Raw genomic sequence first — 23,289 nt, forward strand, 5'->3', positions numbered from 1 at the left:
AAATGAGGGGAACGTGTCGCCATTGAATGTGCCGGATTCCGGCGCGTTATTATCGGTTCAGAAGCTGACGAAATTTTTCGGTAGCTTTGCCGCCTGCAATGAAATCGATCTCGATATAGCGCCGGGCGAAATTCATGCGCTTCTCGGCGAAAATGGCGCAGGCAAATCCACGTTGGTCAAGATGCTTTTCGGCGTTCTGGAGCCGACTGACGGGCAAATTCTCTGGGAGGGCAGGCCGGTCACGATCACGTCTCCCGGGGAGGCCCGCAAGCTTGGCATCGGCATGGTCTTTCAGCATTTTTCGCTGTTTGAGGCACTGACCGTTGCCGAAAACATCGCGCTTTCTCTCGATGACGGCATTCCGATCGGCAGGATCGCAGAGGAGGCGAGGGCGCTGTCGCAGGCCTATGGCCTGCCGCTCGACCCGCATGCGCATGTCGCGGATCTTTCGGTTGGCGAACGCCAGCGCATCGAGATCGTCCGCGCTCTGCTGCAGAACCCGAAGCTCATCATCCTCGACGAGCCGACCTCGGTGCTGACGCCGCAGGAAGCCGACAGGCTCTTCGAAACGCTCTTCAAGCTGCGCGCCGAAGGCCGCTCGGTTCTATATATCAGCCATCGCCTGGAAGAGGTGCAGCGCATCTGCGACCGCGCTACCGTGCTTCGACATGGCCGCGTGACAGGCGCCTGCGATCCGAAGCAGGAAACGCCTTCCTCTCTCGCCCGCATGATGGTCGGCAACGAAGTGGCGGCTGTCACCCATCCCGAGCGCAGCGACAAGGGAGAGGTGCAGCTTGCCGTCTCGAACCTCTCGGTCGCCGCCCGCACCCCCTTTGCCATGCCGTTGCGCGATGTTTCCATGGCTGTGCGCTCCGGTGAAATCCTGGCCATTGCCGGCGTTGCGGGGAATGGGCAGAGCGAGCTCTTTGATGCACTGTCGGGCGAGTATCCAGTTTCTTCGGCCGAAGCGATCGTCATTCGCAAGAAGCCCGTCGGCAGGCAGGGCATCACTGCCCGACGTCTGCTCGGCGCCGGCTTCGTGCCGGAGGAGCGGCATGGCCATGCCGCTGTTTCCGCGATGAAACTGTCCGACAATCTGGTGCTGGCCCGCAGCCAGTCTGATCGCAAGGCGTTTCTGGGTGTCCTCGGTATTATCAGGTATGGTGCGGTGAAATCCGCAGCACGCCGCATTTCCGAGGCCATGGACGTGCGCAAGAGCGGCGATGATCCAGCCGCAGGTTCGCTCTCCGGCGGCAATCTGCAGAAATTCATCGTCGGCCGAGAGCTTGACCGACAGCCGGCGGTGCTGGTCGTCAATCAGCCGACCTGGGGTGTGGATGCGGGTGCCGCAAGCCGTATCCGCCAGGCGCTCGTCGATCTCGCAAAGGCCGGTTCTGCCGTCGTCGTCATCAGCCAGGATCTCGACGAGATCTTCGAGGTGGCGACCGATATCGCCGTAATTTCTGAAGGACGGCTGTCCAAGCCCTATCCGGCCGGTGAGCTGACGCGGGAAAAAATCGGTCTGCTGATGGGCGGCCTGCATGAAGGCAAACACGCCGGGGAGCCCGCACTTGCGCATTGAACTGGAAAAGCGCCCGCAGGTCTCGAAGCTCTTTGCTTTCGTCTCGCCGCTCCTGGCCCTCGTTCTGACGCTGGTCGTCGGCGCGATAATGTTCGCCACGCTCGGCAAGGATCCGGTCGAGGCACTCGACGCCTTCTTCCTCGAACCGCTTCTGGAAATCTGGTCGCTGCATGAATTGGCAGTCAAAGCCGCGCCGATCATCCTGATCGCTGTCGGCCTTGCCGTCTGTTACCGATCCAACAACTGGAATATCGGCGCCGAAGGCCAGTTCACCATTGGCGCGATCACCGGCTCCTATATCCCGATCGTCTTCTACGACTGGCATTCGCCGTTGGTGCTGCCGCTGATGCTGATCCTTGGCGCGCTTGGCGGCGCGCTTTTTGCGGCCATTCCGGCGCTGCTGAAGGCGCATTTCAATACCAACGAGATTCTGACATCGTTGATGCTGGTCTATATCGCCCAGCTCTTTCTCGATTGGCTGATCCGTGGCGCATGGCGCGATCCGAAGGGCTTCAACTTTCCGGTCTCTCGGGACTTTGCTCCAGAGGCGATCGTGCCGGCGATATGGGAGGAATCTGGCCGTGCCCACTGGGCCTTCATTTTCGCCGTCGTCGCGGCCATCCTGGTCTGGTTTATGATGCGCTTCACTCTGAAGGGCTTCGAGGTTGTCGTGCTCGGCCAGTCGGAACGGGCGGGGCGCTTCGCAGGCTTCTCTTCGAAGAAGATGATCTGGTTCAGCTTCCTCTTTTCAGGCGCGCTGGCCGGGCTTGCCGGCATTTGCGAAGTGTCGGGCTCGATTGGTCATCTGCAGCCCGCGATTTCGCCGGGCTATGGCTTCACCGCCATTATTGTCGCCTTCCTCGGCCGTCTCAATCCGCTCGGCATTATCGCTTCGGGTTTGGTACTGGCATTGACCTATCTAGGTGGTGAGGCGGCGCAGTTATCGATCGGTGTTTCGGACAAGGTCACCCGCGTCTTCCAGGGGTTGATCCTCTTTTTCGTGCTCTCGTGCGACACGCTGATCTATTACAAAATCCGTATCGTCTTGTCGCGGGTAAGGGGTGGCGCGGCGTGAGCATTTTCGAAGCCATTCTTCTGACCGTTATCACCGCCTCCACGCCGCTCGTCATCGCAGCCCTTGGCGAACTCGTGACGGAGCGCTCCGGCGTCCTCAATCTTGGCGTCGAGGGTATGATGATCATGGGGGCAGTAGCCGCCTTTGCCGGCGCGCAGATGTCGGGGTCGCCCTATGCCGGCATCATCTGCGGCATCCTCGCGGGCGCGCTTTTCTCGCTGCTCTTTGCATTCCTGACGCTGACGCTGGTCGCGAACCAGGTGGCCACGGGCCTGGCGCTGACCCTTCTCGGTCTCGGCCTATCCGGCCAGCTCGGCGAACCCTATGTCAGCGTGCCCGGCATTCAGCTGAAAGAGATCGCCATCCCGCTGCTGTCCGATATCCCCGTTATCGGTCCGGTTCTTTTCAAGCAGGATCTGATTTTCTATCTATCGATCGCCTTGCTCCTTGGCGTCAGCTGGTTCCTGTTCAGAAGCCGCCTGGGCCTGAAGCTGAGAGCGATCGGCGACAGCCACGGCTCGGCCCACGCGCTCGGCATTCACGTCATCCGCACGCGCTATCTGGCGGTCATCTTCGGTGGTGCCTGCGCGGGTCTCGCCGGTGCGCAGCTCTCGCTCGTCTATACGCCGCAATGGGTGGAAAACATGTCGGCCGGCCGCGGCTGGATCACGCTGGCGCTGGTCGTCTTCGCCTCTTGGCGCCCGTGGCGGGTCTTTGCCGGCGGTTACCTCTTCGGAGCGGTCACGATCCTGCAGCTCCACGCGCAGGCCTTCGGCCTCGGTATCCCCGCGCAATTCCTCTCTATGTTGCCTTATGTCGCGACTATTGTAGTTCTCATCATCATTTCTCATAATCGGCGCACGACGTTGATCAATACGCCCGCGTCGCTTGGAAAAGCCTTCGTCCCGGAGCGATAAAACAAGAATACCAAGACGGGTTTCCGGAATAACTTCAAACCAACAGGGGTCATCATGAAGAAGTTCGCATTAGCACTTGCCGCATCGGCCGCAGCCGTGATCGGCATCTCCTCCGCAGCCGAGGCAGCAGAAAAGACGAAGGTCTGCTTCGTCTATGTCGGAGCGCACAACGACGGCGGTTATTCCCAGGCTCACGATGTCGGCCGTCAGCAGGTCCAGGCCGAGTTTGGCGACAAGATCGAAACGCCTTATCTCGAAAACGTGCCGGAAGGCCCGGATGCCGAGCGCGCCATCGAGCGCCTTGCGCGCTCCGGCTGCCAGCTGATTTTCGCGACGTCCTTCGGCTTCATGGACGCGACGGTCAAGGTTGCCGCCAAATTCCCGAAGGTCAAGTTCGAGCACGGCACCGGCTACAAGTCCGGCCCTAACCTCGCGACCTATAATTCACGCTTCTATGAAGGCCGCTACATCCTCGGCCAGATCGCCGCCAAGACCTCGAAAAATCACGGTGCCGCCTACATCGCCTCCTTCCCGATCCCGGAAGTTGTGATGGGCATCAACTCCTTCGAACAGGGCGCCAAGTCGATCGACCCGAGCTTCAAGCTCAAGGTCATCTGGGTCAATACCTGGTTCGATCCGGGCAAGGAAGCTGATGCCGCCAAGGCGATGATCGACCAGGGCGTCGACGTGCTGACGCAGCACACCGACACGACAGCGCCGATGCAGGTTGCCGAAGAGCGCGGCATCCACGCCTTCGGCCAGGCATCCGACATGATCGCAGCCGGCCCGAAAGCGCAGCTGACGGCAATTGTCGATACCTGGGGCAACTATTATTCAAAGCGCGTCCACGCGCTTCTGGACGGCACCTGGAAGTCTGAACAGAGCTGGGATGGCCTGAAGGATGGCATCCTCAAGATGGCGCCCTATACCAACATGCCCGACGACGTGAAGAAGATGGCTGAGGAAACCGAAGCCAAGATCAAGTCCGGCGAACTGCATCCCTTCACCGGCCCAATCAACAAGCAGGACGGCACGCCCTGGCTGAAGGCCGGCGAAAAGGCTGATGATGGCACGCTGCTTGGCATGAACTTCTATGTCGAAGGCGTAGACGACAAGCTGCCTGCGCAATAAGGCCAAACCTGTAACTCGCAGTTGCGAAAAGGCGCTCTGAAAAGGGCGCCTTTTTGCTGCAATGCATGCTAAAATGCTCATTTACAAAAGTATTACTATATGATTTTTTGATCCTGCGCCGCGAGACGCGGCATTGGGAGGACATCATGAAATTGAAGACTGCACTTTTGAGTGCCACGATTTTGGCTGCCTGCATGTTCGGTTCGGCTTCGGCCGCCGGCTTGACCGTCGGCTTCTCGCAGATCGGCTCGGAATCGGGCTGGCGCGCGGCTGAAACGACCGTCACCAAGCAGCAGGCTGAAAAGCGCGGCATCGACCTCAAATTTGCCGATGCTCAGCAGAAACAGGAAAATCAGATCAAGGCTCTCCGCTCGTTCATTGCCCAGGGCGTGGATGCCATCCTTATCGCTCCCGTCGTTGAAACTGGCTGGGATGCTGTTCTCAAGGAAGCCAAGGAAGCCAATATCCCGGTCATCCTTCTCGACCGTACGATCAAGGCTCCTGAAGACCTCTATCTGACGGCCGTCACCTCCGATCAGGTCCATGAAGGCAAGGTCGCCGGCGACTGGCTGGTCAAGACCGTCGGCGACAAGAAATGCAACGTCGTCGAGCTGCAGGGCACGACCGGCTCTTCACCGGCCATCGCTCGCAAGAAGGGCTTCGAGGATGCAATCAAGGGCCACGACAACTTCAAGATCGTCCGCAGCCAGACCGGTGACTTCACCCGCACCAAGGGCAAGGAAGTCATGGAAAGCTTCCTGAAGGCTGAAAACGGCGGCAAGGATATCTGCGCTCTCTACGCCCATAATGACGATATGGCTGTCGGCGGTATTCAGGCGATCAAGGAAGCTGGTCTGAAGCCCGGCAAGGATATCCTCGTCGTCTCCATCGACTCCGTGCCTGATATCTTCAAGGCCATGTCCGCAGGCGAAGCAAACGCATCCGTCGAGCTGACGCCGAACATGGCCGGCCCGGCCTTTGACGCCCTCGACGCATACCTGAAGGACAAGAAAGCTCCGCCGAAGTGGATCCAGACGGAATCCAAGCTCTACACGCAGGCTGACGATCCGATGAAGGTTTACGAAGAGAAGAAGGGTCAGGGTTACTGATTGATGCCGGAACCGCACCGGTCCATCATGGACCGGTGCGGAACTGCCAGTACCATCAAGGCATCATGCCCGTTCTGGTACAGGCTTCGGCGCAATATCAGGAAACAGCAGCCCTCATGGTTCACAATTTCGAGAATATTCTCGCAGCTTCGGGCATATCGAAATTCTTCCCCGGTGCCATCGCCCTGGATAAGGTGGATTTCACGCTGAGGCGCGGCGAGGTACATGCGCTTCTCGGCGAAAACGGCGCAGGCAAGTCGACTCTCATCAAATGCATTACGGGTGCCTATCGCCGCGATGCCGGAAGTCTGACGCTGGAAGGCAACGAGATCGATCCGGCTGACACGCTGGCGGCTCAGAAGCTCGGCATTGGCACCGTCTATCAGGAGGTTAACCTCCTCTCCAATCTCAGCATTGCGGAAAATCTGTTCCTCGGCCGTCAGCCGAAGCGCTTCGGCATGATCGATGCCCGAACCATGAACTGCAATGCCCGCGAGCTTCTGGCGGGCTACGGCCTCGATATCGACGTGACCGCTCAACTCGACCGTTTCTCGGTTGCCGTCCAGCAGATCGTGGCGATTGCCCGTGCCGTCGATCTCTCCGGCAAGGTCCTCATTCTCGATGAGCCCACCGCGAGTCTCGACACGCACGAAGTAGAGATGCTTTTCCGGGTTGTGAACGACTTGAAGAAGCGCGGATTAGGCATTGTCTTCATTACGCATTTTCTTGAGCAGGTATATGCGATCAGCGATCGCATCACCGTGCTGCGCAATGGCCGGTTGGTGGGAACGCATGACGCCGCCGAACTGCCGCGCCAGAATTTGATCGCCATGATGCTCGGGCGTGAACTGGCGCAGACCGAGCACGCCGCCAAGGAGCGCACGATTGACGCCGGCGCGGTGAAATATGCCTTCGAAGGATATGGCAAACGCGGCAAGGTAAGGCCCTTCGATCTCGAAGTTCGCGTCGGCGAGGTCGTCGGCATAGCGGGACTTCTCGGTTCCGGACGCACGGAAACCGCTGAACTGATGTTCGGCATAGAAAGCGCCGATAGTGGTGTCGCCAGCATCGATGGAAAGCCGGTGACGCTGTCGAGCCCGCGTGCGGCAATCGCCAGGGGCTTTGGTTTCTGCCCGGAAGACCGCAAGACCGACGGGATCATCGGTGACCTGTCGATTCGCGAGAATATCGCGCTCGCCCTGCAGGCCCGGCGTGGCTGGGCACGGCCGCTCTCTCGCGCCGAGCAGAATGCGATTGCCGACGAATATATCAAGGCGCTCGATATCCGCACGACGGACCGCGAAAAACCCATCCGGCTCCTCTCGGGTGGCAATCAGCAGAAGGCAATCCTTGCCCGCTGGCTCGCCACCAATCCGGATTTCCTGATCCTGGACGAGCCGACGCGCGGCATCGATGTCGGCGCGCATGCCGAAATCATCAAGCTCATCGAGCAACTCTGCGCCAAAGGCATGTCGCTGATTGTCATCTCCTCGGAACTGGAGGAACTGGTCGCCTACAGCTCACGCGTCATCGTGCTGCGTGATCGCGAGCATATTGCGGAGCTGACCGGTGAGCATATCAGCGCTGGCAGCATCGTCGACGCCATTGCTGCAGCCGACAAACGAACGGAGGATGCATGACTGCCTCGCTAAAGGCGCTTGGCTTTCGTCTTGCGCCACAATTGATTGCGCTTTTGGTTGTTCTTCTTTTGAATTTCAGCTTTTTCCCGCAATTTCTTAATGTGATTGCTCAAAATGGACGCCTCTATGGCAGCCTCATCGATGTGCTCAATCGTGGCGCGCCGGTAGCCCTGCTGGCGATCGGCATGACGCTGGTGATTGCCACCAAGGGCATTGACCTGTCGGTCGGTGCTGTCATTGCTATCTGTGGCGCCGTTGCCGCCTCCTCGATCGTTGAAGGCAATTCGCTTGCTTACACGCTCGTGCTGACTGTCATCATTGGCCTGCTCTGCGGTGTCTGGAACGGCTTCCTCGTCGCCGTCCTCAATATCCAACCGATCATTGCGACCCTCGTGCTCATGGTCGCCGGCCGCGGCATCGCCCAGCTCATCACCGAAGGCGCCATTATGACCTTCAACGATGACGGGCTGATCTTTTTCGGCAGCGGTTCTTTCGCCTTCCTGCCCATGCCTGTGGTCATCTGGCTGATCGTCGGCCTGCTGGTCATCCTGCTGGTTCGCCGCACCGCACTCGGCATGCTTATCGAAGCAGTCGGCATCAACAGGCGTGCCAGCACGCTGTCCGGCGTGCAGACGCCGGTGCTGCTGATGGCTGTCTATATGCTGAGCGGCCTCTGTGCTTCCATCGCCGGAATCATCGTTGCCGCCGACATCAAGGGGGCTGATGCCAACAATGCCGGTCTCTGGCTGGAGCTCGATGCGATCCTTGCGGTGGTCGTTGGCGGCAATTCCCTGCTTGGCGGCCGCTTCAGCATCATCGGCTCGCTGATTGGCGCCATGATCATTCAGTCGGTAAACACCGGCATCCTGCTGTCCGGCTTCCCGCCGGAATTCAATCTCATCATCAAGGCGATCATCATCATCGTCATTCTCGTCATCCAGTCGCCGGCGATGTCGTCGCTGACCGGCTTCCTGACCCGCCGGACGGACACTGGAGGGCGCAAATGAATTCCAAATACCTGCCGCTCCTTGCGACGATCGTCATCTTCGTGCTCGCCTATGCGGTCTGCACCCTACAATATCCGAACATGCTATCGACGCGTGTCATCGGCAACCTGCTGACCGACAACGCCTTTCTCGGCATCGCCGCCGTCGGCATGACCTTCGTCATCATCTCCGGCGGCATCGACTTGTCGATCGGCTCCGTCATCGCCTTTACTGGCGTCTTTTTGGCCGTGATCCTGCAGAACACCAGCATTCATCCGCTGGCTGCCTTCGCGATCGTTCTCATCATCACCACGGCCTTCGGCGCAGTTATGGGCATGATCATCCATTTCCTGCAGATGCCGCCCTTCATCGTGACTTTGGCCGGCATGTTCCTCGCCCGCGGCATGGCCTATGTCCTGTCGATCGACAGCATTCCGATCAATCACGAATTTTATTCGACGCTGACGAGCCTCTATTACCGTCTACCCGGCGGCGGCCGCCTGACGCTGATCGGCGGCATCATGCTGGTCGTTTTCGCAGCCGGCGTCTTCATCGCCCACCGCACCCGCTTCGGAACCAATGTCTACGCACTGGGTGGCGGGGTGCAGACAGCACAGTTAATGGGCGTACCGGTGGCACGCACGACGATCCAGATCTATGCCTTGTCGGGTTTCCTGGCGGGCCTATCCGGAATCGTTTTTTCCCTATACACGTCTGCCGGATATTCTCTTGCGGCGGTGGGCGTCGAACTCGATGCCATTGCGGCAGTCGTCATCGGAGGGACGCTGCTGACAGGAGGAGCGGGATTCGTGGCAGGGACCTTCATCGGTCTGCTGATCCAGGGGCTAATTCAGACTTACATCACCTTCGACGGTACGCTGTCGAGCTGGTGGACGAAAATCCTGATTGGCCTGCTGCTTTTTGCATTCATGGTTATGCAGAAGGCTATCCTTTTCCTTTCCAGTCTGAACAGGAGATACGGTTAGGAGGAGTGACGGATTGCGCAATAGATCGCTTGAAACCCGTAGGGCAGGGCGAAGAACCCGAACAAGCCACGCGCATGTCGTTGATGAACTCGGCCGGGCAATCGTTGCCGGCACCTATCCCGTCGGTACCATCCTGCCTGGAGACGGAGAGCTCGCTCAGCGCTTCAAGGTCTCTCGCACGGTGCTTCGCGAAGCGATGAAGACGCTTGCCGCCAAGGGTATGGTCGTCGCGAAGGCTCGCGTCGGTACACGTGTGACGGAAAAGAACTTCTGGAACATGTTCGACACCGAAATCATCTCCTGGCATTTTGCAAGCGGCGTGAGCGAAGAATTCCTCCTGCAGCTCTACGATATCCGCCTCGCTTTCGAACCGTTTGCTGCTGGTCTTGTGGCCGAACGTGCAAACCCGGCGGAGATCGAACTGCTGCGCGGCCTGGCGCTCGACATGGCCGCAAGCGGCCACACGTCTGAAAGCCTGGCACTCGCAGACTTGCGCTTTCATCTTGCGGTTTCCGAAGCATCCCACAATCCCTTCATGCGCACGCTCGGCGGGCTCATCGAGGCAGCCCTCGTCGGCATGTTCCGCATGAGCACGCCGCCCACGCAGAACGGTTTCGCCAACATAGCCGAAACTCATATGCGTATCGTCGAGGCCATCGCCGCCGGCAATACCGCGGCGGCGCGCAAGGCGATGGAAGATGTCATTATCGAGGGCAGGGAGCACGTCCACGAAGCCTTCTCCGCGCTCGCTGAGCCCACCATTTCCCTGCCGATTTCGTCTTTTTGAAGCCTCGCCTTGCTGCTATGAGCGGCAGAACAGCCGCCTAGCAATGGATTCTCGGAGTCTGCCATGGAACGCACCTGCCTTGCCGTCATTCTCGCCGCCGGCGACAGCACGCGAATGAAATCCGCAAAATCGAAAGTGCTGCATGAAGTTGCCGGCCGGCCAATGATCGCCCATGTCGTCGATGCCGTAGCGGCAACAGGAGTTTCCTCCATCGCCCTCGTCGTCGGTCGGGATGCGGAGAAGGTGGCGAAGGCTGCCGATGTCGGCGGTGTGACGATCAAATCTTATGTCCAGGAGCAGCGCCTCGGTACAGGCCATGCCGTTCTCGCCGCCCGCGAAGCGATTTCCGAGGGCTACGACGATATCATCGTGACCTATGGCGACGTGCCGCTGCAAACGGCAGGCCCGCTGCTCGAGGCCCGCAAGGCGCTCGCCGAAGGCAGCGACATTGTCGTCATCGGTTTCCATACCGACCGCCCAACGGGCTACGGTCGCCTGCTTGTCAAGGATGGCGAGTTGATGGCCATCCGCGAGGAAAGGGATGCGACGGATGCCGAGCGCGCCGTCAACTGGTGCAATAGCGGCCTCATGGCGATCAACGGCCGAAAGGCGCTCGACCTCCTGTCGCGCATCGGCAACAGCAATGCCAAGGGTGAATATTATCTGACCGATCTCGTGGAAATCGCCCGCGCGCTTGGCGGCCGCGTCACCGCCGTCGATGCGCCTGAGGTCGAGATGACCGGCTGCAACAACCGCGCCGAACTCGCCGCGATCGAGCGTTTCTGGCAGGAGCGCCGCCGCCACGAGCTCATGCTTTCGGGCGTGACGATGATCGCCCCGGAAACCGTTTTCCTCTGCTATGACACTGTCATCGGCCAGGATGCGCTGATCGAACCGAACGTCGTCTTCGGCCCCGGCGCCGTCATCGACAGCGGCGCAGTTATCCATGCCTTCTCGCATATCGAGGGTGCGCATGTCAGCGAAGGTGCAGCCGTCGGGCCGTTCGCGCGGCTGCGTCCGGGTGCGGATCTCGCCGCCGGTTCCAAGGTCGGCAATTTCTGCGAGGTCAAGAATGGCAGGATCGGCGAGGGCGCCAAGGTCAATCATCTGACCTATATCGGTGATGCTACCATCGGATCAGGCACCAATATCGGCGCTGGTACGATCACCTGCAATTATGACGGGGTGAACAAGTTTGAGACTGTTATCGGCAAGGATGCCTTCATCGGCTCGAATTCTTCGCTGGTCGCCCCGGTGACGATCGGCGATAGCGCTTATATTGCCTCGGGCAGCGTTATCACGGCGGATGTACCGCCGGAGGCGCTTGCTTTGGGGCGCGCCCGGCAAGAAATCAAGCCCGAGCGGGCCAAGCTCCTGCGCGAAAGGGCGCTCGCCGTCAAGGCGGCGAAGAAGGCCAAGGGCTGAGCCTTCTTCTTAACGTGCGGAAACTGAAAGTGACCGCTCTACCAATTGAGAAATAAACGAGAATCGCTAGGACTGGCGTCGATATTGGTGCCTGAGGGGATAGTTGCATGTGCGGAATTGTGGGGATCGTCGGAAATGCGCCGGTTGCGGGCCGTCTTGTCGATGCGCTGAAGCGGCTGGAATATCGCGGTTATGATTCCGCCGGTGTTGCCACAATTCATGAGGGCGTCATGGATCGCCGCCGGGCAGAGGGCAAACTCTTCAACCTCGAAAAGCGGCTGGACAGCGAGCCGCTGCCGGGAACGACGGGCATTGCTCATACCCGCTGGGCAACCCATGGCGTGCCGAACGAGACCAACGCCCATCCGCATTTCGTTGAAGGTGTCGCGGTCGTCCATAACGGCATCATCGAGAACTTTTCAGAACTGCGCGATGAACTGAGCCATGAAGGCGCTGCCTTCCATAGCCAGACCGATACGGAAGTCGTCGCCCATCTCATGGCGAAATATCTGCGTGAGGGCCTCTCTGCGCGCGAAGCCATGTTGAAGATGCTGAACCGCGTCACCGGCGCCTATGCGCTCGCCGTCATGCTTAAGAACGATCCCGGTACGATCATGGCGGCCCGCTCCGGCCCGCCGCTAGCCGTCGGCTACGGCAAGGGCGAAATGTTTCTGGGTTCGGATGCCATTGCTCTTTCGCCCTTCACCAACGAGATCACTTATCTCGTCGACGGCGACTGGGCGATCATCACCCGCGACGGCGCGACCGTGCTCGATTTTTCTGGCAAGGTCGTCAAACGTCCGCGCCAGATTTCACAGGCGACCGCCTATGTGGTCGACAAAGGCAATCACCGTCATTTCATGGAAAAGGAAATCTACGAGCAGCCGGAGGTCATTTCCCACGCGCTCAGTCATTATGTGGATTTCGCTGCCAACACGATCAGCCCCAATGCATCCGCCATTGATTTTAGGGCAGCGACCGGCCTTGCGATCTCTGCCTGTGGCACCGCCTATCTTGCCGGCTTGATCGGCAAATACTGGTTCGAGCGCTACGCGCGCCTGCCGGTCGAAATCGACGTCGCCTCCGAATTCCGCTATCGCGAAATGCCGCTGCAGCCTTCCCAGGCAGCCCTTTTCATTTCGCAATCGGGCGAGACTGCCGACACGCTGGCTTCGCTGCGCTACTGCAAGGATAACGGCCTGAAGATCGGCGCCGTCGTTAACGTGCGGGAATCGACCATCGCCCGCGAAGCCGATGCCGTCTTCCCGATCATGGCAGGCCCGGAAATCGGTGTGGCCTCCACCAAGGCGTTCACCTGCCAGCTTGCCGTGCTTGCCTCGCTGGCAGTCGGCGCCGGTCGCGCCCGCGGCGCGATTAGCGCTGACGACGAGAAGGCGATGGTGCGCCATCTGGCGGAAATGCCGCGCATCATGAGCAAGGTTCTCAATCTCATCCAGCCGCAGATGGAAGGCCTCTCCCGCGAGCTCTCCAAGTGCAAGGACGTGCTCTATCTCGGCCGCGGCACTAGCTTCCCGCTTGCCATGGAAGGCGCGCTGAAGCTCAAGGAAATCTCCTACATCCACGCCGAAGGATATGCTGCCGGTGAGCTGAAACATGGGCCGATTGCGCTGATTGACGAAAACATGCCCGTCATCGTCATCGCGCCTTATGACCGGTTCTTCGAAAAAACGGTGTCCAACATGCAGGAAGTCGCGGCCCGCGGCGGGCGCATCATCTTCATCACCGATGAGGCCGGCGCTGCTGCCTCCAAGCTGCCGACGATGGCGACGATCACGCTTCCCAATGTCGATGAGATCATCGCGCCAATGATCTTCTCGCTGCCGATCCAGCTGCTCGCTTACCATACTGCAGTCTTCATGGGGACGGACGTCGACCAGCCACGGAACCTCGCAAAATCGGTAACTGTGGAGTAAGTCCAAACGGGCTGAAACATGTTGTGCGACAAGGCGAATTCTGGCAGTTTTGTGCTCACGGACACAGGGGGAAGGCCGTTTCGACGGCCTGTCTGAAGACTGAAACGGAGTTCATCAGAAAAGATGACCGAGAAGGCTCCCCGAGTGCCGGTCGCAATGCGGCTGAGGAACAATTTTCTCGCCGGACTGATCATCTGCGCGCCGATTGCAATTACCATCTGGCTGACCTGGACCTTCATCCATTGGTCGGACAGCTGGGTGCGGCCCTATATCCCGGCGCGTTGGAATCCCGAGAGCTACATCAACTTCGCCATTCCCGGTTTCGGCCTGCTGATTGCCGTGGTGCTGATCACCATTGTCGGCTTTCTCGGAAAAAATCTTATCGGGCAGAGCATCGTCCGCTTCGGCGAATCCATCGTGCATCGCATGCCGCTGGTGCGGACTATCTACAGAAGCGTCAAGCAGATATTCGAAACAGTGCTGAAGGAGCAGCCGAACTCCTTCAAGAAGGTCGGCCTCATCGAATATCCGGGACCGGGCCTCTGGGCACTGGTCTTTGTCGCGACCGATGCCAGGGGCGAGATCGCATCGAAGTTCAACGCGATGGGACAGGACATGGTCGCTGTCTTCATGCCGCCGACGCCGGTGCCGACGGCGGGCTTCCTCATCTTCGTGCCGCGCGAAAAGATTGTCATGCTCGACATGAGCCCGGAGGATGCGGCTAAATTCTTGATTTCGGGTGGCCTCGTCGCCCCGGAACACTTGCCTGTCATGCGCCCCAAGCCGAAGGCGGTATCCAAAGTCGACTAACCAGCCCGGAGGAAGCGGATCGCCTCATCACGGCGGAACAGGTAGAGCAGGGTGCGTATTGCCTGCCCGCGCTCGCTCGTCAGCTCCGGATCGCGTTCGATCTGATAGGCTGCATCCTTGCGGGCGATTTCCAGGAGATCGGCATGCGCTTCGAGGCTGGCGATGCGAAAGCCCGGCGTGCCGGACTGACGCGTCCCGAGAACTTCGCCTTCCCCGCGCAGCTTCAAGTCCTCTTCCGCAATCCGAAAGCCGTCTTCCGTCTCGCGCATGATGGAAAGCCGCGCATGGCCCGTCTCGCCGAGTGGTCCCTTATAGAGCAGGATGCAGGTCGAAGCCTCATCGCCGCGCCCGACGCGCCCGCGAAGCTGATGCAGCTGTGCCAGCCCGAAGCGCTCTGCATGTTCGATCACCATGATCGTCGCATCCGGCACGTCGACGCCAACTTCGACAACGGTTGTCGCCACCAGCAGTCGCAATTCGCCGTTCTTGAAGGCGAGCATGACCGCATCCTTTTCGGGCCCGCTCATGCGCCCGTGGATGAGGCCGATGCCGGGGCCAAGCGCCGAGACCAGCGTCGAATGCCGCTCCTCCGCGGACATGAGGTCGACCTCTTCGGATTCTTCGACCAGAGGGCAAATCCAGTAGGCTTTCTTACCTTCGGCAAGCGCGCTCTTCAGTCGTCCGACAATTTCACCGGTTCGCTCAGTCGGCACGGTGATGGTCTGAATCGGCTTTCGCCCCGCGGGCTTCTCTGTCAGTTTCGAGACATCCATATCGCCGAAGGCGGCCAACACCAGCGTGCGGGGAATCGGCGTTGCCGTCATGACCAGCATATGAGGCGAGATGCCCTTTGCCGTGAGCCGAAGGCGCTGATGCACGCCGAAGCGGTGCTGCTCGTCGACGACCGCTAGCATCAGGTTCTTGTAGTTGACGCTATCCTGGAAGAGCGCATGCGTACCGATGATGATCTGCGCTTCGCCCGAGGCGATGCGTTCGAGAATATCTTCCCGCTCGCGGCCCTTGGTGCGCCCCGTCAGCACCTCGAGACCAAGGCCGGCGACAGCCGCAAATTTCGAGATCGTCGCGTGATGCTGTCGGGCGAGGATTTCCGTCGGTGCCATCAGTACGGCCTGTCCGCCGCTCTCAATGACGGCGGCCATCGACAGCAACGCAACCAGCGTCTTGCCGGAGCCGACATCGCCCTGCAGGAGCCGCAGCATGCGCTCCTCGCCGGCCATATCCTTCAGTATGTCGGCAACGGCATCCGTCTGGCTACGCGTTGGAGAAAACGGAAGGCTTTGCAATATCTTGCTGCTGATTTCTCCAGTAGCATGTACGGGCTGGCCGGCCACTTTACGCAGTCGTTGCCGCACCAGCGACAGCGATAGCTGGCCAGCTAGAAATTCGTCATAGGCAAGCCTGCGGCGGGCAGGAGTCTGCGGGTCGATGTCGGACGTATCCCGCGGCTCATGAAGCATATGGAAGCTGTCGCGGATCGAAGGCAGGCCCTGCTTTTGCGCCAGCGAAAGATCGATCCATTCCGGCAGGTCCGGCATGCGTGGCAATGCCACCTCGATGATCTTGCGCAATGTCTTGGGGGAAAGCCCCGCCGTCAGCGGATAGATCGGTTCGACCAGCGGCAGGTTCTCGCCTTGGCTGACCTTGACGATATAATCAGGATGGACCATCGAAGCGCGGCCATTGAACCAGTCCACCTTGCCGCTAACGGTTACCTCTTCATCGACCGGAAGCTGTTTTTCCAGCCATGCCGCCTGGCCACGAAAGAAGACAAGCGTAAGCTCGCCGGTTTCGTCATGCAGGAACACACGATAGGGGACGTTGCGATTGCCGCGCGGTGGCGCCTGATGTCGGTCGACACGCGCCGTGATCGTTACGATTGCGCCTTGTGGCGCACGAGCAATGCCCGGCTGATTACGCCGGTCAATCAGCGAGGAGGGCGCATGGAACAAGAGATCGATGATCCGGCAATCCTCGGGAGAGTCGCGCCCGAGCAGCTTGACGAAGAGCTCAGAGATCTTCGGGCCGACGCCTGGAAGCCCGGAAACGGGCGAAAACAGCGGATCGAGAATGGTGGGGCGCATGGACGCCAAAATGCGATGAACAATAGGGCCTTGGCAAGGCTGACAAGCCGCTTTCGAGGGTCTATAGAGGCGCATCAACAAGGAAGGTGATGCCATGACAGGTGTAACACTCACGAGCGCCGGTCTCGACCCCCGCCGCCGCCGGATCCTTTTCCGCTGCTGGCATCGCGGCATCAGAGAGATGGACCTTGTCTTCGGTCAATTCGCGGAGAACGAACTTCCCTCCATGAGCGAGGCTGAGCTTGATGAGTTCGAGAGGATCATGGCCGAAGAGGATAACGACCTGGTGCGCTGGATCATGGGAACCTGGCCGACGCCCGAGCATTTACAGACACCCATGTTTGCCCGCATCACCGCCTACAAGCCTGATTTCGACCTGCCCAGGAAGCCGGAATGATCCCTGGATTTGATGCTAGGAAGCTTGCAGCCGCCGCTGAGCCGCTGACGATCGGCAACGTGCCTGCGGGCATGGAGCCACTGCTGCTTGCCGAGCTCGCCCGCAACGGCGAACCGGTCGCTTATGTGCTGTCAGATGGCCAACGCATGGCCGATCTGGAACAGATGTTGGGCTTCATAGCGCCCGATATCCCAGTTCTGACGCTGCCTGCCTGGGACTGTCTTCCCTATGACCGCGTCTCGCCGAGCGCTGATACCTCTGCACGCCGTCTCGCCGCCCTTTCCGGCCTGATCGCCCATCACAAGAAGCCGCACGCGGCGATTGTTCTGGTCACGGTCAATGCAATGCTGCAGAAGGTGGCGCCGCAGGATATTATCGAAAGTCTGGCATTCTCTGCGCGCCCTGGCAATCAGGTGCGTATGGACGATATTGCCGGCCGGCTCGAGCGCAACGGCTTCGAGCGCGTCGCAACCGTGCGCGAAGTCGGCGAATATGCCGTGCGCGGCGGCATTCTCGATGTCTTCGTGCCCGGTTCAGAGGAGCCGGTCCGCCTCGATTTCTTCGGTGATACGCTGGAAAGCATCCGCAGCTTCGATCCGGCGAGCCAACGCACCACCGGGCAGGTGCGCTCCCTCGACCTCAATCCGATGAGCGAGGTAACGCTGACACCGGATACGATCAGCCGTTTCCGCAAGAATTACCTCTCCACCTTCGGTGCAGCCACGCGCGATGACGCGCTTTACCTCGCCGTCTCCGAGGGCCGCCGATATCCAGGCATGGAACACTGGCTGCCGCTTTTTTACGAGAAGCTGGATACGGTGTTTGACTACCTCTCCGGCTTCCGCATCGTTACCGATCATACGGTGCGCGAAGCGGCTGAAGAGCGCTCCAAACTCGTCTACGACTATTACGATGCCCGCCTGAATTCCGGCCAGCAGCAGGGCAAGGGCCAGATGGCGCAGGGCACACCCTATAAGCCTGTTACGCCAGGCCAGCTTTATCTCGATAGCAAGACCTTCGCGCGCACGTTGGATGCGATCAATGTCATCCGCGTGTCGCCCTTCAACGAGCATGAAGGGGAAGCTCGCCGCGTCGTCAATATTGATGCACGTCAGGGCCAGCGCTGGGCGCGTTCCAATGTAGAGAGCGGCGGCGATGTTGAGCGGATCAACGTCTTCGATGTTGTCGTCAAGCACGTAGCCGACCGGCGCGCCAGCGGCGCAAAAGTTGTTATCACCGCCTGGACCGAGGGATCGCTGGAACGCCTGCTGCAGGTGCTGAACGAACATGGTCTCGATCGGGTCAAGCCAATCGCAGCGCTTAAAGATATCGCAGGGCTTGCGAAGGGCGAGGTGGCGGCGGCAGTGCTCAGCCTCGAATCCGGTTTCGAAACCGGCGATCTGATCGTCATCGGCGAGCAGGACATTCTCGGCGACCGCATGGTGCGCCGCTCTCGCCGCAGGAAGCGCGCGGCTGACTTCATCTCAGAAGTTTCCGGCCTCGATGAAGGCTCGATCGTCGTCCACGCCGAACATGGCATCGGCCGTTTCGTCGGCCTGCGCACCATTGAGGCCGCGGGCGCTCCGCACGCCTGCCTCGAGCTGCAATATGCCGATGACGCAAAACTCTTCCTGCCGGTCGAAAACATCGATCTGCTCTCGCGTTTCGGTGGCGAAAGCACCGAGGTTCCTCTCGATAAGCTCGGTGGCGGCGCATGGCAGATGCGCAAGGCCAAGCTCAAGAAGCGGCTGCTGGATATGGCCGATGCGCTGATACGCATCGCTGCCGAACGCCTGACGCGCCATGCGCCTGTTCTGACGACCCCGGAAGGGCTCTATGACGAGTTCGCCGCCCGGTTCCCCTATGACGAAACGGAAGATCAGGAAAATGCCATCGAGGCTGTGCGCGGCGATCTTGGCGCCGGTCGCCCGATGGACCGCCTCGTCTGCGGTGACGTCGGCTTCGGCAAGACCGAGGTCGCATTGCGCGCCGCCTTCGTGGCGGCGATGAACGGCGTACAGGTCGCCGTCGTCGTTCCGACCACACTGCTCTCCCGCCAGCATTTCAAGACATTTTCCGAGCGCTTCCGCGGTCTGCCGGTCCGCATCCAGCAGGCCTCGCGCCTTGTTGGCTCCAAAGAGCTGGCGCTGACGAAGAAGGAAGTAGCCGAAGGCAAGACAGATATCGTCGTCGGTACCCACGCATTGCTCGGCGCAGGCATCAAGTTCGCCAATCTCGGCCTGCTGATCATCGACGAGGAGCAGCATTTCGGTGTCAAGCACAAGGAACGGCTGAAGGAGTTGAAGAGCGACGTACACGTTCTGACCCTCTCGGCAACGCCGATCCCGCGCACGCTGCAGCTTGCCATGACCGGGGTGCGCGAGCTTTCGCTCATCACCACGCCCCCGGTTGATCGCATGGCGGTGCGCACCTTCATTTCGCCCTTCGACAGTCTCGTCATCCGCGAAACGCTGATGCGCGAGCACTATCGTGGCGGCCAGAGCTTCTATGTCTGCCCGCGTCTTGCCGATCTTGCCGATGTGCATGCCTTCCTGCAGTCCGACGTGCCGGAACTGAAGGTTGCCGTCGCCCACGGCCAGATGCCGGCCGGCGAACTGGAAGACATCATGAACGCCTTCTACGAAGGCCGCTATGACGTGCTGCTCTCAACCACCATCGTCGAATCCGGCCTCGACGTGCCGACCGCCAACACGTTGATTGTTCATCGCGCCGATATGTTCGGTCTTGCCCAACTCTATCAGCTGCGCGGTCGCGTCGGCCGTTCCAAGGTGCGTGCCTTCGCGCTCTTCACTCTGCCGGTCAACAAGGTGTTGACGGCGACTGCCGAGCGCCGCCTCAAGGTGCTGCAGTCGCTGGACACGCTCGGCGCCGGCTTCCAGCTGGCAAGCCACGACCTCGATATCCGCGGCGCCGGCAATCTGCTCGGGGAGGAACAGTCCGGCCATATCAAGGAAGTCGGCTTCGAGCTTTACCAGCAGATGCTGGAAGAGGCCGTTGCCGAGGTGAAGGGTGTCGACGAGATCGCCGATACCGGCTGGTCGCCGCAGATCTCCGTCGGCACACCGGTCATGATTCCCGATGATTACGTGCCGGATCTGCATCTGCGCATGGCGCTCTATCGCCGCCTCGGCGAACTCACCGATCTCAAGGAAATCGACAGCTTCGGCGCTGAGATGATCGACCGTTTCGGGCCAATGCCATCAGAAGTGCAGCACCTGCTGAAGATCGTCTACATCAAGTCGCTCTGCCGCACCGCCAATGTCGAAAAGCTCGATGCCGGCCCGAAGGGCGTTGTCGTGCAGTTCCGCAACAAGGAATTCCCGAACCCGGCCAATCTGGTTGGCTATATTGGCAAGCAGGGCACGATGGCGAAAATCCGCTCCGACCATAGCCTATTTCTGACGCGTGACCTGCCGACCCCGGAAAAGCGCCTGCAGGGCGCGGCCGTCATCATGACTCAGCTTGCGGAGCTTGCAAAAAGCTAAGGGCAGCCCGGCTTCTCCAGGCTGCCCCTAACTCGCGTCTCTTTATCGCGCTAGAGTCAGTTCATGCCGGCGCGTGCTTCGGCCTTTGCCTTGGCGATTTCACGCAATGCGCCTGCAAGCACGTCCGGCGTCTGCGCGCCACTGACGGCATATTGCTGGTCGAAGATGAAGAACGGCACGCCGTTCACGCCCATGCGCTGCGCCGCATCGATTTCCGAAAGAATGACGCTGCTATCGGCATCGGAGGCGAGCAGGGCGGCAATGACCTGGCGCTGCAGACCAGCCTTCTCAGCAATATCGAGCAGCACTTCGTGGTCGCCGACATTGCGGCCTTCCTCAAAATTCGCTTTGAACAGCGCAGAGACAACGGCTTCCTGCTTTTGTCTGTCTTCAATGACAGCCCAATGAATCAGTCGATGCGCATCAAGCGTGTTCGGGCCGATCTTGATAGCTTCGAAATTGAAGGCGATACCGACCTCGCGGCCGTATTCGGTCAGCATCTTGTGTGCTTCCGCCACGCGTTCAGCACCACCGAGCTTCTGTTCCAGCATCTTCTTCTGGTCGACGCCTTCGGGCGGATAGTCCGGGTTGAGGCGATAGGGGCGCCAGTTGATATCGACTCCGACTTCATCCTGCACCTCGGCGATCGCCAGCTCCAGCCGTGCCTTGCCGAGATAGCACCAGGGGCAGACGACGTCTGACACAACGTCGATGGTGATCCGTTCCATTGCTGTTTCCTTCTTCCGCCGGCTTTCGATGACGGCCGGCCCAATCTCGTAGAGGATGTTTTCGACATCTTTAGAGGAAGGTCGAGGCAAGAGGAAGGAAATAGAACCAGGCGTCGAATGATGCCCTATTGCGCGCTCGTATCCCACCAGGTCTGCAGCTGGTAGCCATAGAGCGGCATCACGTCGGGACGGCCGATACGTTTGTTGCGCGCCACCCACTGCTGATCGATGTGGTAGAGCGGCAGCACATAGTGATTGGAGATCAGCAGCCGGTCATAAGAGCGCACCGAGGCTGTGAAATCCTCGGTCGAGCGTGCCCGCAGCAGGTGATCGATCAGCGTATCGATGTTGGGATCGTTGGCCCCGGCGAAGCTGTCCGAACCCTGAACCGACCGGTTGGCGGAGGACCAGCGACCGATCTGTTCGGCGCCCGGCGACAGCGACGAGGTGTAGGCCTTCATGATCATATCGTAGTCGAAACTGTTCGTTCGACTCTGGTACTGCGAATCGTCGACGGTTCGGATGGAGGCGGCAACGCCGATTGTCTGCAGCGAGCGCTGGTAGGCAACGGCGAGTTTTTCCTGATCCGGGTTTTGCGTCATGATCTCGAAGGCAAGCTGCTTGCCGCTCGCATCCGCCATCTTGCCGCCCTGGATCGTGTATCCCGCCTGTTTCAGAAGATCGACGGCCTGCTTCAAGACCTTGCGGTCGCGTCCCGAGCCGTCGGTTTCCGGCAGCTTGTAGCTGCCATTGAGAATGGCAGGGTCGATGTGATCCTTGATGGGGCCGAGCAGTTCCAGCTCGCGCGCATCTGCCGGCACCCCGAAGCTCGAAAGATCGGAATTCTGCCAGAAGCTCTGCGTACGCTTATAGGCGCCGGAGTAGAGGTTCTTGTTGGCCCACTCGAAATCGAAAACCAGCGACAAGCCTTCACGCACCTTGATATCGGCAAAGATCGGTCGCCGCGTATTGAAGACGAAGCCCAGCATGCCGCTCGGTAGTTTTGGCTCGAACGAATCCTTCACGATCGCGCCTGACGTAGCGGCAGGGAAATCATAGGCATTGGCCCAGTGCCCGGGATTGCCGTCGAGATAGATATCGATGTCGCCTTTCTTGAAGGACTCGAACAGAGTCGTATCCTGCAGGAAATATTGCACGCTGATCTGGTCGTAATTATCCATGCCCACCTTGGACGGAATGTCTTTGCCCCAATAATTAGGGTCACGCTCATAGGTGATGCTCTCGCCAGGCTTGAGGCTCTTCACTTTGTAAGGGCCGGATCCAACAGGCGGCGTCAACGTCGTGCGGTCGAAGGTATCGGCATCGATCGCATGCTTCGGCAGCACGGGAAACAGGCCGAAGATCAGCGGTGTCTCGCGATCGGCCTTCTCGTTGAAGGTGAAGCGCACGCCATGTTCGCCGACCTTCTCCATCTTTGAAACGAGATCGAGGCGTTTGGAATACGGCGGACGACCCTTGTCGCGCAATAGCTCGAACGAGAAGATCACGTCCTCGGGCGTTACAGGCTGTCCATCCGACCACCTGGCCTTGGGGTTGAGATTGAACTGAACGAACGTCCGGTCCTCGTCCCATTCCACCGTCTCTGCCAGCAACCCATAGAGTGTGAAGGGCTCGTCGCTGGAACGCTGCAGCAGCGCCTCATAGACCAGATTGCCGAACTGCGGATCCCACATGCCGCGCGCCGTCGTTCGGTTGCTTTTGATGATGAAGGGATTCAGATTGTCGAACGTGCCGACCACGCCATAGTTGACCTTTCCGCCCTTCTTCACATCAGGATTGACGTAAGGGAAGTGCTTGTAGTCGGCGGGCAGTGCCGGTGAACCGTGCATGGCGATGCCATGAACGGGTTCTGCTGCGGCGGCACCGCTGATCAGCGTGAAAGCGGCGAGAAGGGCGATCCGGAGCATTGCTGAAATTCCTTGATGCGCGGCAATGGGCACGATTCGCCGGCAGGGTAGCATGTGACAGCTCGATTCCAACCGCAGCCGCCGCTTTCTTTACCTATGTGCCAAAATGCCCCCGAAATTGCCAAAGAAATGCTGGATATCTTCAACGGTGCGATGTAACACGTGACCCGAAGTTTTTGGGGTCATGCATTTGCCTTAATTTTCCATGAGGTGAAGTGCCGAACGAACCCGGTGGTTGGGGCCGAA

The 23,289-nt window shown here is 59.7% G+C and carries 17 protein-coding genes; 14 read left to right on the top strand and 3 right to left on the bottom strand.

The window, feature by feature from the left end; translation table 11 throughout:
• Positions 1-13 precede the first annotated feature (13 nt).
• The 12 genes from EV281_RS03080 (at position 14) to EV281_RS03135 (ending at position 14,382) form a co-directional block, all read left to right on the top strand.
• Positions 14-1,582 (top strand): ABC transporter ATP-binding protein, encoded by a 1,569-nt coding sequence (locus tag EV281_RS03080; RefSeq protein ID WP_132651454.1) that lies wholly within the window; start codon positions 14-16, stop codon positions 1,580-1,582.
• Positions 1,572-2,657, top strand: coding sequence for an ABC transporter permease (locus EV281_RS03085; protein ID WP_132651455.1), 1,086 nt, complete (start codon positions 1,572-1,574; stop codon positions 2,655-2,657). Before EV281_RS03080 ends, EV281_RS03085 begins: the two co-directional genes overlap by 11 nt.
• Entirely contained in the window at positions 2,654-3,574 is a 921-nt protein-coding gene (locus tag EV281_RS03090) for an ABC transporter permease (protein WP_132651456.1), read from the top strand. The genes EV281_RS03085 and EV281_RS03090 overlap by 4 nt, the downstream gene beginning before the upstream one ends.
• Positions 3,575-3,628: 54 nt before the next feature.
• On the top strand, positions 3,629-4,705 hold the full coding sequence (locus tag EV281_RS03095; protein WP_132651457.1) for a BMP family ABC transporter substrate-binding protein: 1,077 nt from the start codon (positions 3,629-3,631) through the stop codon (positions 4,703-4,705).
• 146 nt (positions 4,706-4,851) lie between these two features.
• Complete coding sequence (gene ytfQ / locus EV281_RS03100) at positions 4,852-5,814, top strand: galactofuranose ABC transporter, galactofuranose-binding protein YtfQ (protein WP_132651458.1); 963 nt, start codon at positions 4,852-4,854, stop codon at positions 5,812-5,814.
• A gap of 116 nt (positions 5,815-5,930) precedes the next feature.
• Entirely contained in the window at positions 5,931-7,454 is a 1,524-nt protein-coding gene (ytfR, locus tag EV281_RS03105) for a galactofuranose ABC transporter, ATP-binding protein YtfR (RefSeq protein ID WP_132651989.1), read from the top strand.
• Positions 7,451-8,461, top strand: coding sequence for an ABC transporter permease (locus EV281_RS03110; protein ID WP_132651459.1), 1,011 nt, complete (start codon positions 7,451-7,453; stop codon positions 8,459-8,461). The genes ytfR and EV281_RS03110 overlap by 4 nt, the downstream gene beginning before the upstream one ends.
• Positions 8,458-9,426 carry a galactofuranose ABC transporter, permease protein YjfF gene (yjfF, locus tag EV281_RS03115; protein WP_132651460.1) on the top strand — a complete coding sequence of 323 codons (969 nt, stop codon included), beginning with the start codon at positions 8,458-8,460 and terminating at the stop codon, positions 9,424-9,426. The genes EV281_RS03110 and yjfF overlap by 4 nt, the downstream gene beginning before the upstream one ends.
• Positions 9,427-9,439: 13 nt before the next feature.
• Positions 9,440-10,213: a FadR/GntR family transcriptional regulator gene (locus tag EV281_RS03120; protein WP_132651461.1), complete on the top strand. Its 774-nt coding sequence runs from the start codon at positions 9,440-9,442 to the stop codon at positions 10,211-10,213.
• Between the two features lie 63 nt (positions 10,214-10,276).
• Entirely contained in the window at positions 10,277-11,638 is a 1,362-nt protein-coding gene (gene glmU / locus EV281_RS03125; RefSeq protein ID WP_132651462.1) for a bifunctional UDP-N-acetylglucosamine diphosphorylase/glucosamine-1-phosphate N-acetyltransferase GlmU, read from the top strand.
• Between the two features lie 107 nt (positions 11,639-11,745).
• Positions 11,746-13,572, top strand: coding sequence for a glutamine--fructose-6-phosphate transaminase (isomerizing) (gene glmS, locus EV281_RS03130; RefSeq protein WP_132651463.1), 1,827 nt, complete (start codon positions 11,746-11,748; stop codon positions 13,570-13,572).
• Positions 13,573-13,695: 123 nt separating this feature from the next.
• A complete protein-coding gene (locus tag EV281_RS03135) occupies positions 13,696-14,382 on the top strand; it encodes a DUF502 domain-containing protein (protein WP_132651464.1) in 687 nt (228 codons plus the stop codon).
• Here EV281_RS03135 and recG read toward each other — a convergent pair.
• Positions 14,379-16,484, bottom strand: a complete 2,106-nt coding sequence (gene recG / locus EV281_RS03140; RefSeq protein ID WP_132651465.1) for an ATP-dependent DNA helicase RecG — start codon at positions 16,482-16,484, stop codon at positions 14,379-14,381. The two genes, EV281_RS03135 and recG, sit on opposite strands and share 4 nt — an antisense overlap.
• Before the next feature lie 94 nt (positions 16,485-16,578).
• Between recG and EV281_RS03145 the strand changes: the two genes are divergently transcribed.
• Together EV281_RS03145 and mfd are read left to right on the top strand one after the other, a co-directional pair.
• A complete protein-coding gene (locus EV281_RS03145; protein ID WP_132651466.1) occupies positions 16,579-16,881 on the top strand; it encodes a succinate dehydrogenase assembly factor 2 in 303 nt (100 codons plus the stop codon).
• The gene (gene mfd / locus EV281_RS03150) at positions 16,878-20,387 is read left to right on the top strand and encodes a transcription-repair coupling factor (RefSeq protein ID WP_132651467.1); all 3,510 of its coding nucleotides are present in this window, start codon (positions 16,878-16,880) and stop codon (positions 20,385-20,387) included. The genes EV281_RS03145 and mfd overlap by 4 nt, the downstream gene beginning before the upstream one ends.
• Positions 20,388-20,443: 56 nt before the next feature.
• Here the strand turns inward: mfd and EV281_RS03155 are convergent, their stop codons facing one another.
• Complete coding sequence (locus EV281_RS03155; protein ID WP_132651468.1) at positions 20,444-21,115, bottom strand: DsbA family oxidoreductase; 672 nt, start codon at positions 21,113-21,115, stop codon at positions 20,444-20,446.
• Positions 21,116-21,240: 125 nt separating this feature from the next.
• Complete coding sequence (locus EV281_RS03160) at positions 21,241-23,043, bottom strand: extracellular solute-binding protein (protein WP_132651469.1); 1,803 nt, start codon at positions 23,041-23,043, stop codon at positions 21,241-21,243.
• Positions 23,044-23,289 lie beyond the last annotated feature (246 nt).

Origin of the sequence: Rhizobium sp. BK418 (genome assembly GCF_004341105.1) — a bacterium.
In the GTDB taxonomy this organism is placed as follows: Bacteria; Pseudomonadota; Alphaproteobacteria; order Rhizobiales; family Rhizobiaceae; genus Rhizobium.

What these genes read in the sequence shown, in the direction of transcription:
- glmU (WP_132651462.1), top strand. Translation starts at nt 10,277, where the DNA reads ATGGAACGCACCTGCCTTGCCGTCATTCTCGCCGCCGGCGACAGCACG.
- EV281_RS03095 (WP_132651457.1), top strand. Translation starts at nt 3,629, where the DNA reads ATGAAGAAGTTCGCATTAGCACTTGCCGCATCGGCCGCAGCCGTGATC.
- EV281_RS03160 (WP_132651469.1), bottom strand. Translation starts at nt 23,043, where the DNA reads ATGCTCCGGATCGCCCTTCTCGCCGCTTTCACGCTGATCAGCGGTGCC.
- yjfF (WP_132651460.1), top strand. Translation starts at nt 8,458, where the DNA reads ATGAATTCCAAATACCTGCCGCTCCTTGCGACGATCGTCATCTTCGTG.
- EV281_RS03145 (WP_132651466.1), top strand. Translation starts at nt 16,579, where the DNA reads ATGACAGGTGTAACACTCACGAGCGCCGGTCTCGACCCCCGCCGCCGC.
- recG (WP_132651465.1), bottom strand. Translation starts at nt 16,484, where the DNA reads ATGCGCCCCACCATTCTCGATCCGCTGTTTTCGCCCGTTTCCGGGCTT.
- EV281_RS03110 (WP_132651459.1), top strand. Translation starts at nt 7,451, where the DNA reads ATGACTGCCTCGCTAAAGGCGCTTGGCTTTCGTCTTGCGCCACAATTG.
- glmS (WP_132651463.1), top strand. Translation starts at nt 11,746, where the DNA reads ATGTGCGGAATTGTGGGGATCGTCGGAAATGCGCCGGTTGCGGGCCGT.
- ytfQ (WP_132651458.1), top strand. Translation starts at nt 4,852, where the DNA reads ATGAAATTGAAGACTGCACTTTTGAGTGCCACGATTTTGGCTGCCTGC.
- EV281_RS03155 (WP_132651468.1), bottom strand. Translation starts at nt 21,115, where the DNA reads ATGGAACGGATCACCATCGACGTTGTGTCAGACGTCGTCTGCCCCTGG.
- mfd (WP_132651467.1), top strand. Translation starts at nt 16,878, where the DNA reads ATGATCCCTGGATTTGATGCTAGGAAGCTTGCAGCCGCCGCTGAGCCG.
- ytfR (WP_132651989.1), top strand. Translation starts at nt 5,931, where the DNA reads ATGGTTCACAATTTCGAGAATATTCTCGCAGCTTCGGGCATATCGAAA.
- EV281_RS03135 (WP_132651464.1), top strand. Translation starts at nt 13,696, where the DNA reads ATGACCGAGAAGGCTCCCCGAGTGCCGGTCGCAATGCGGCTGAGGAAC.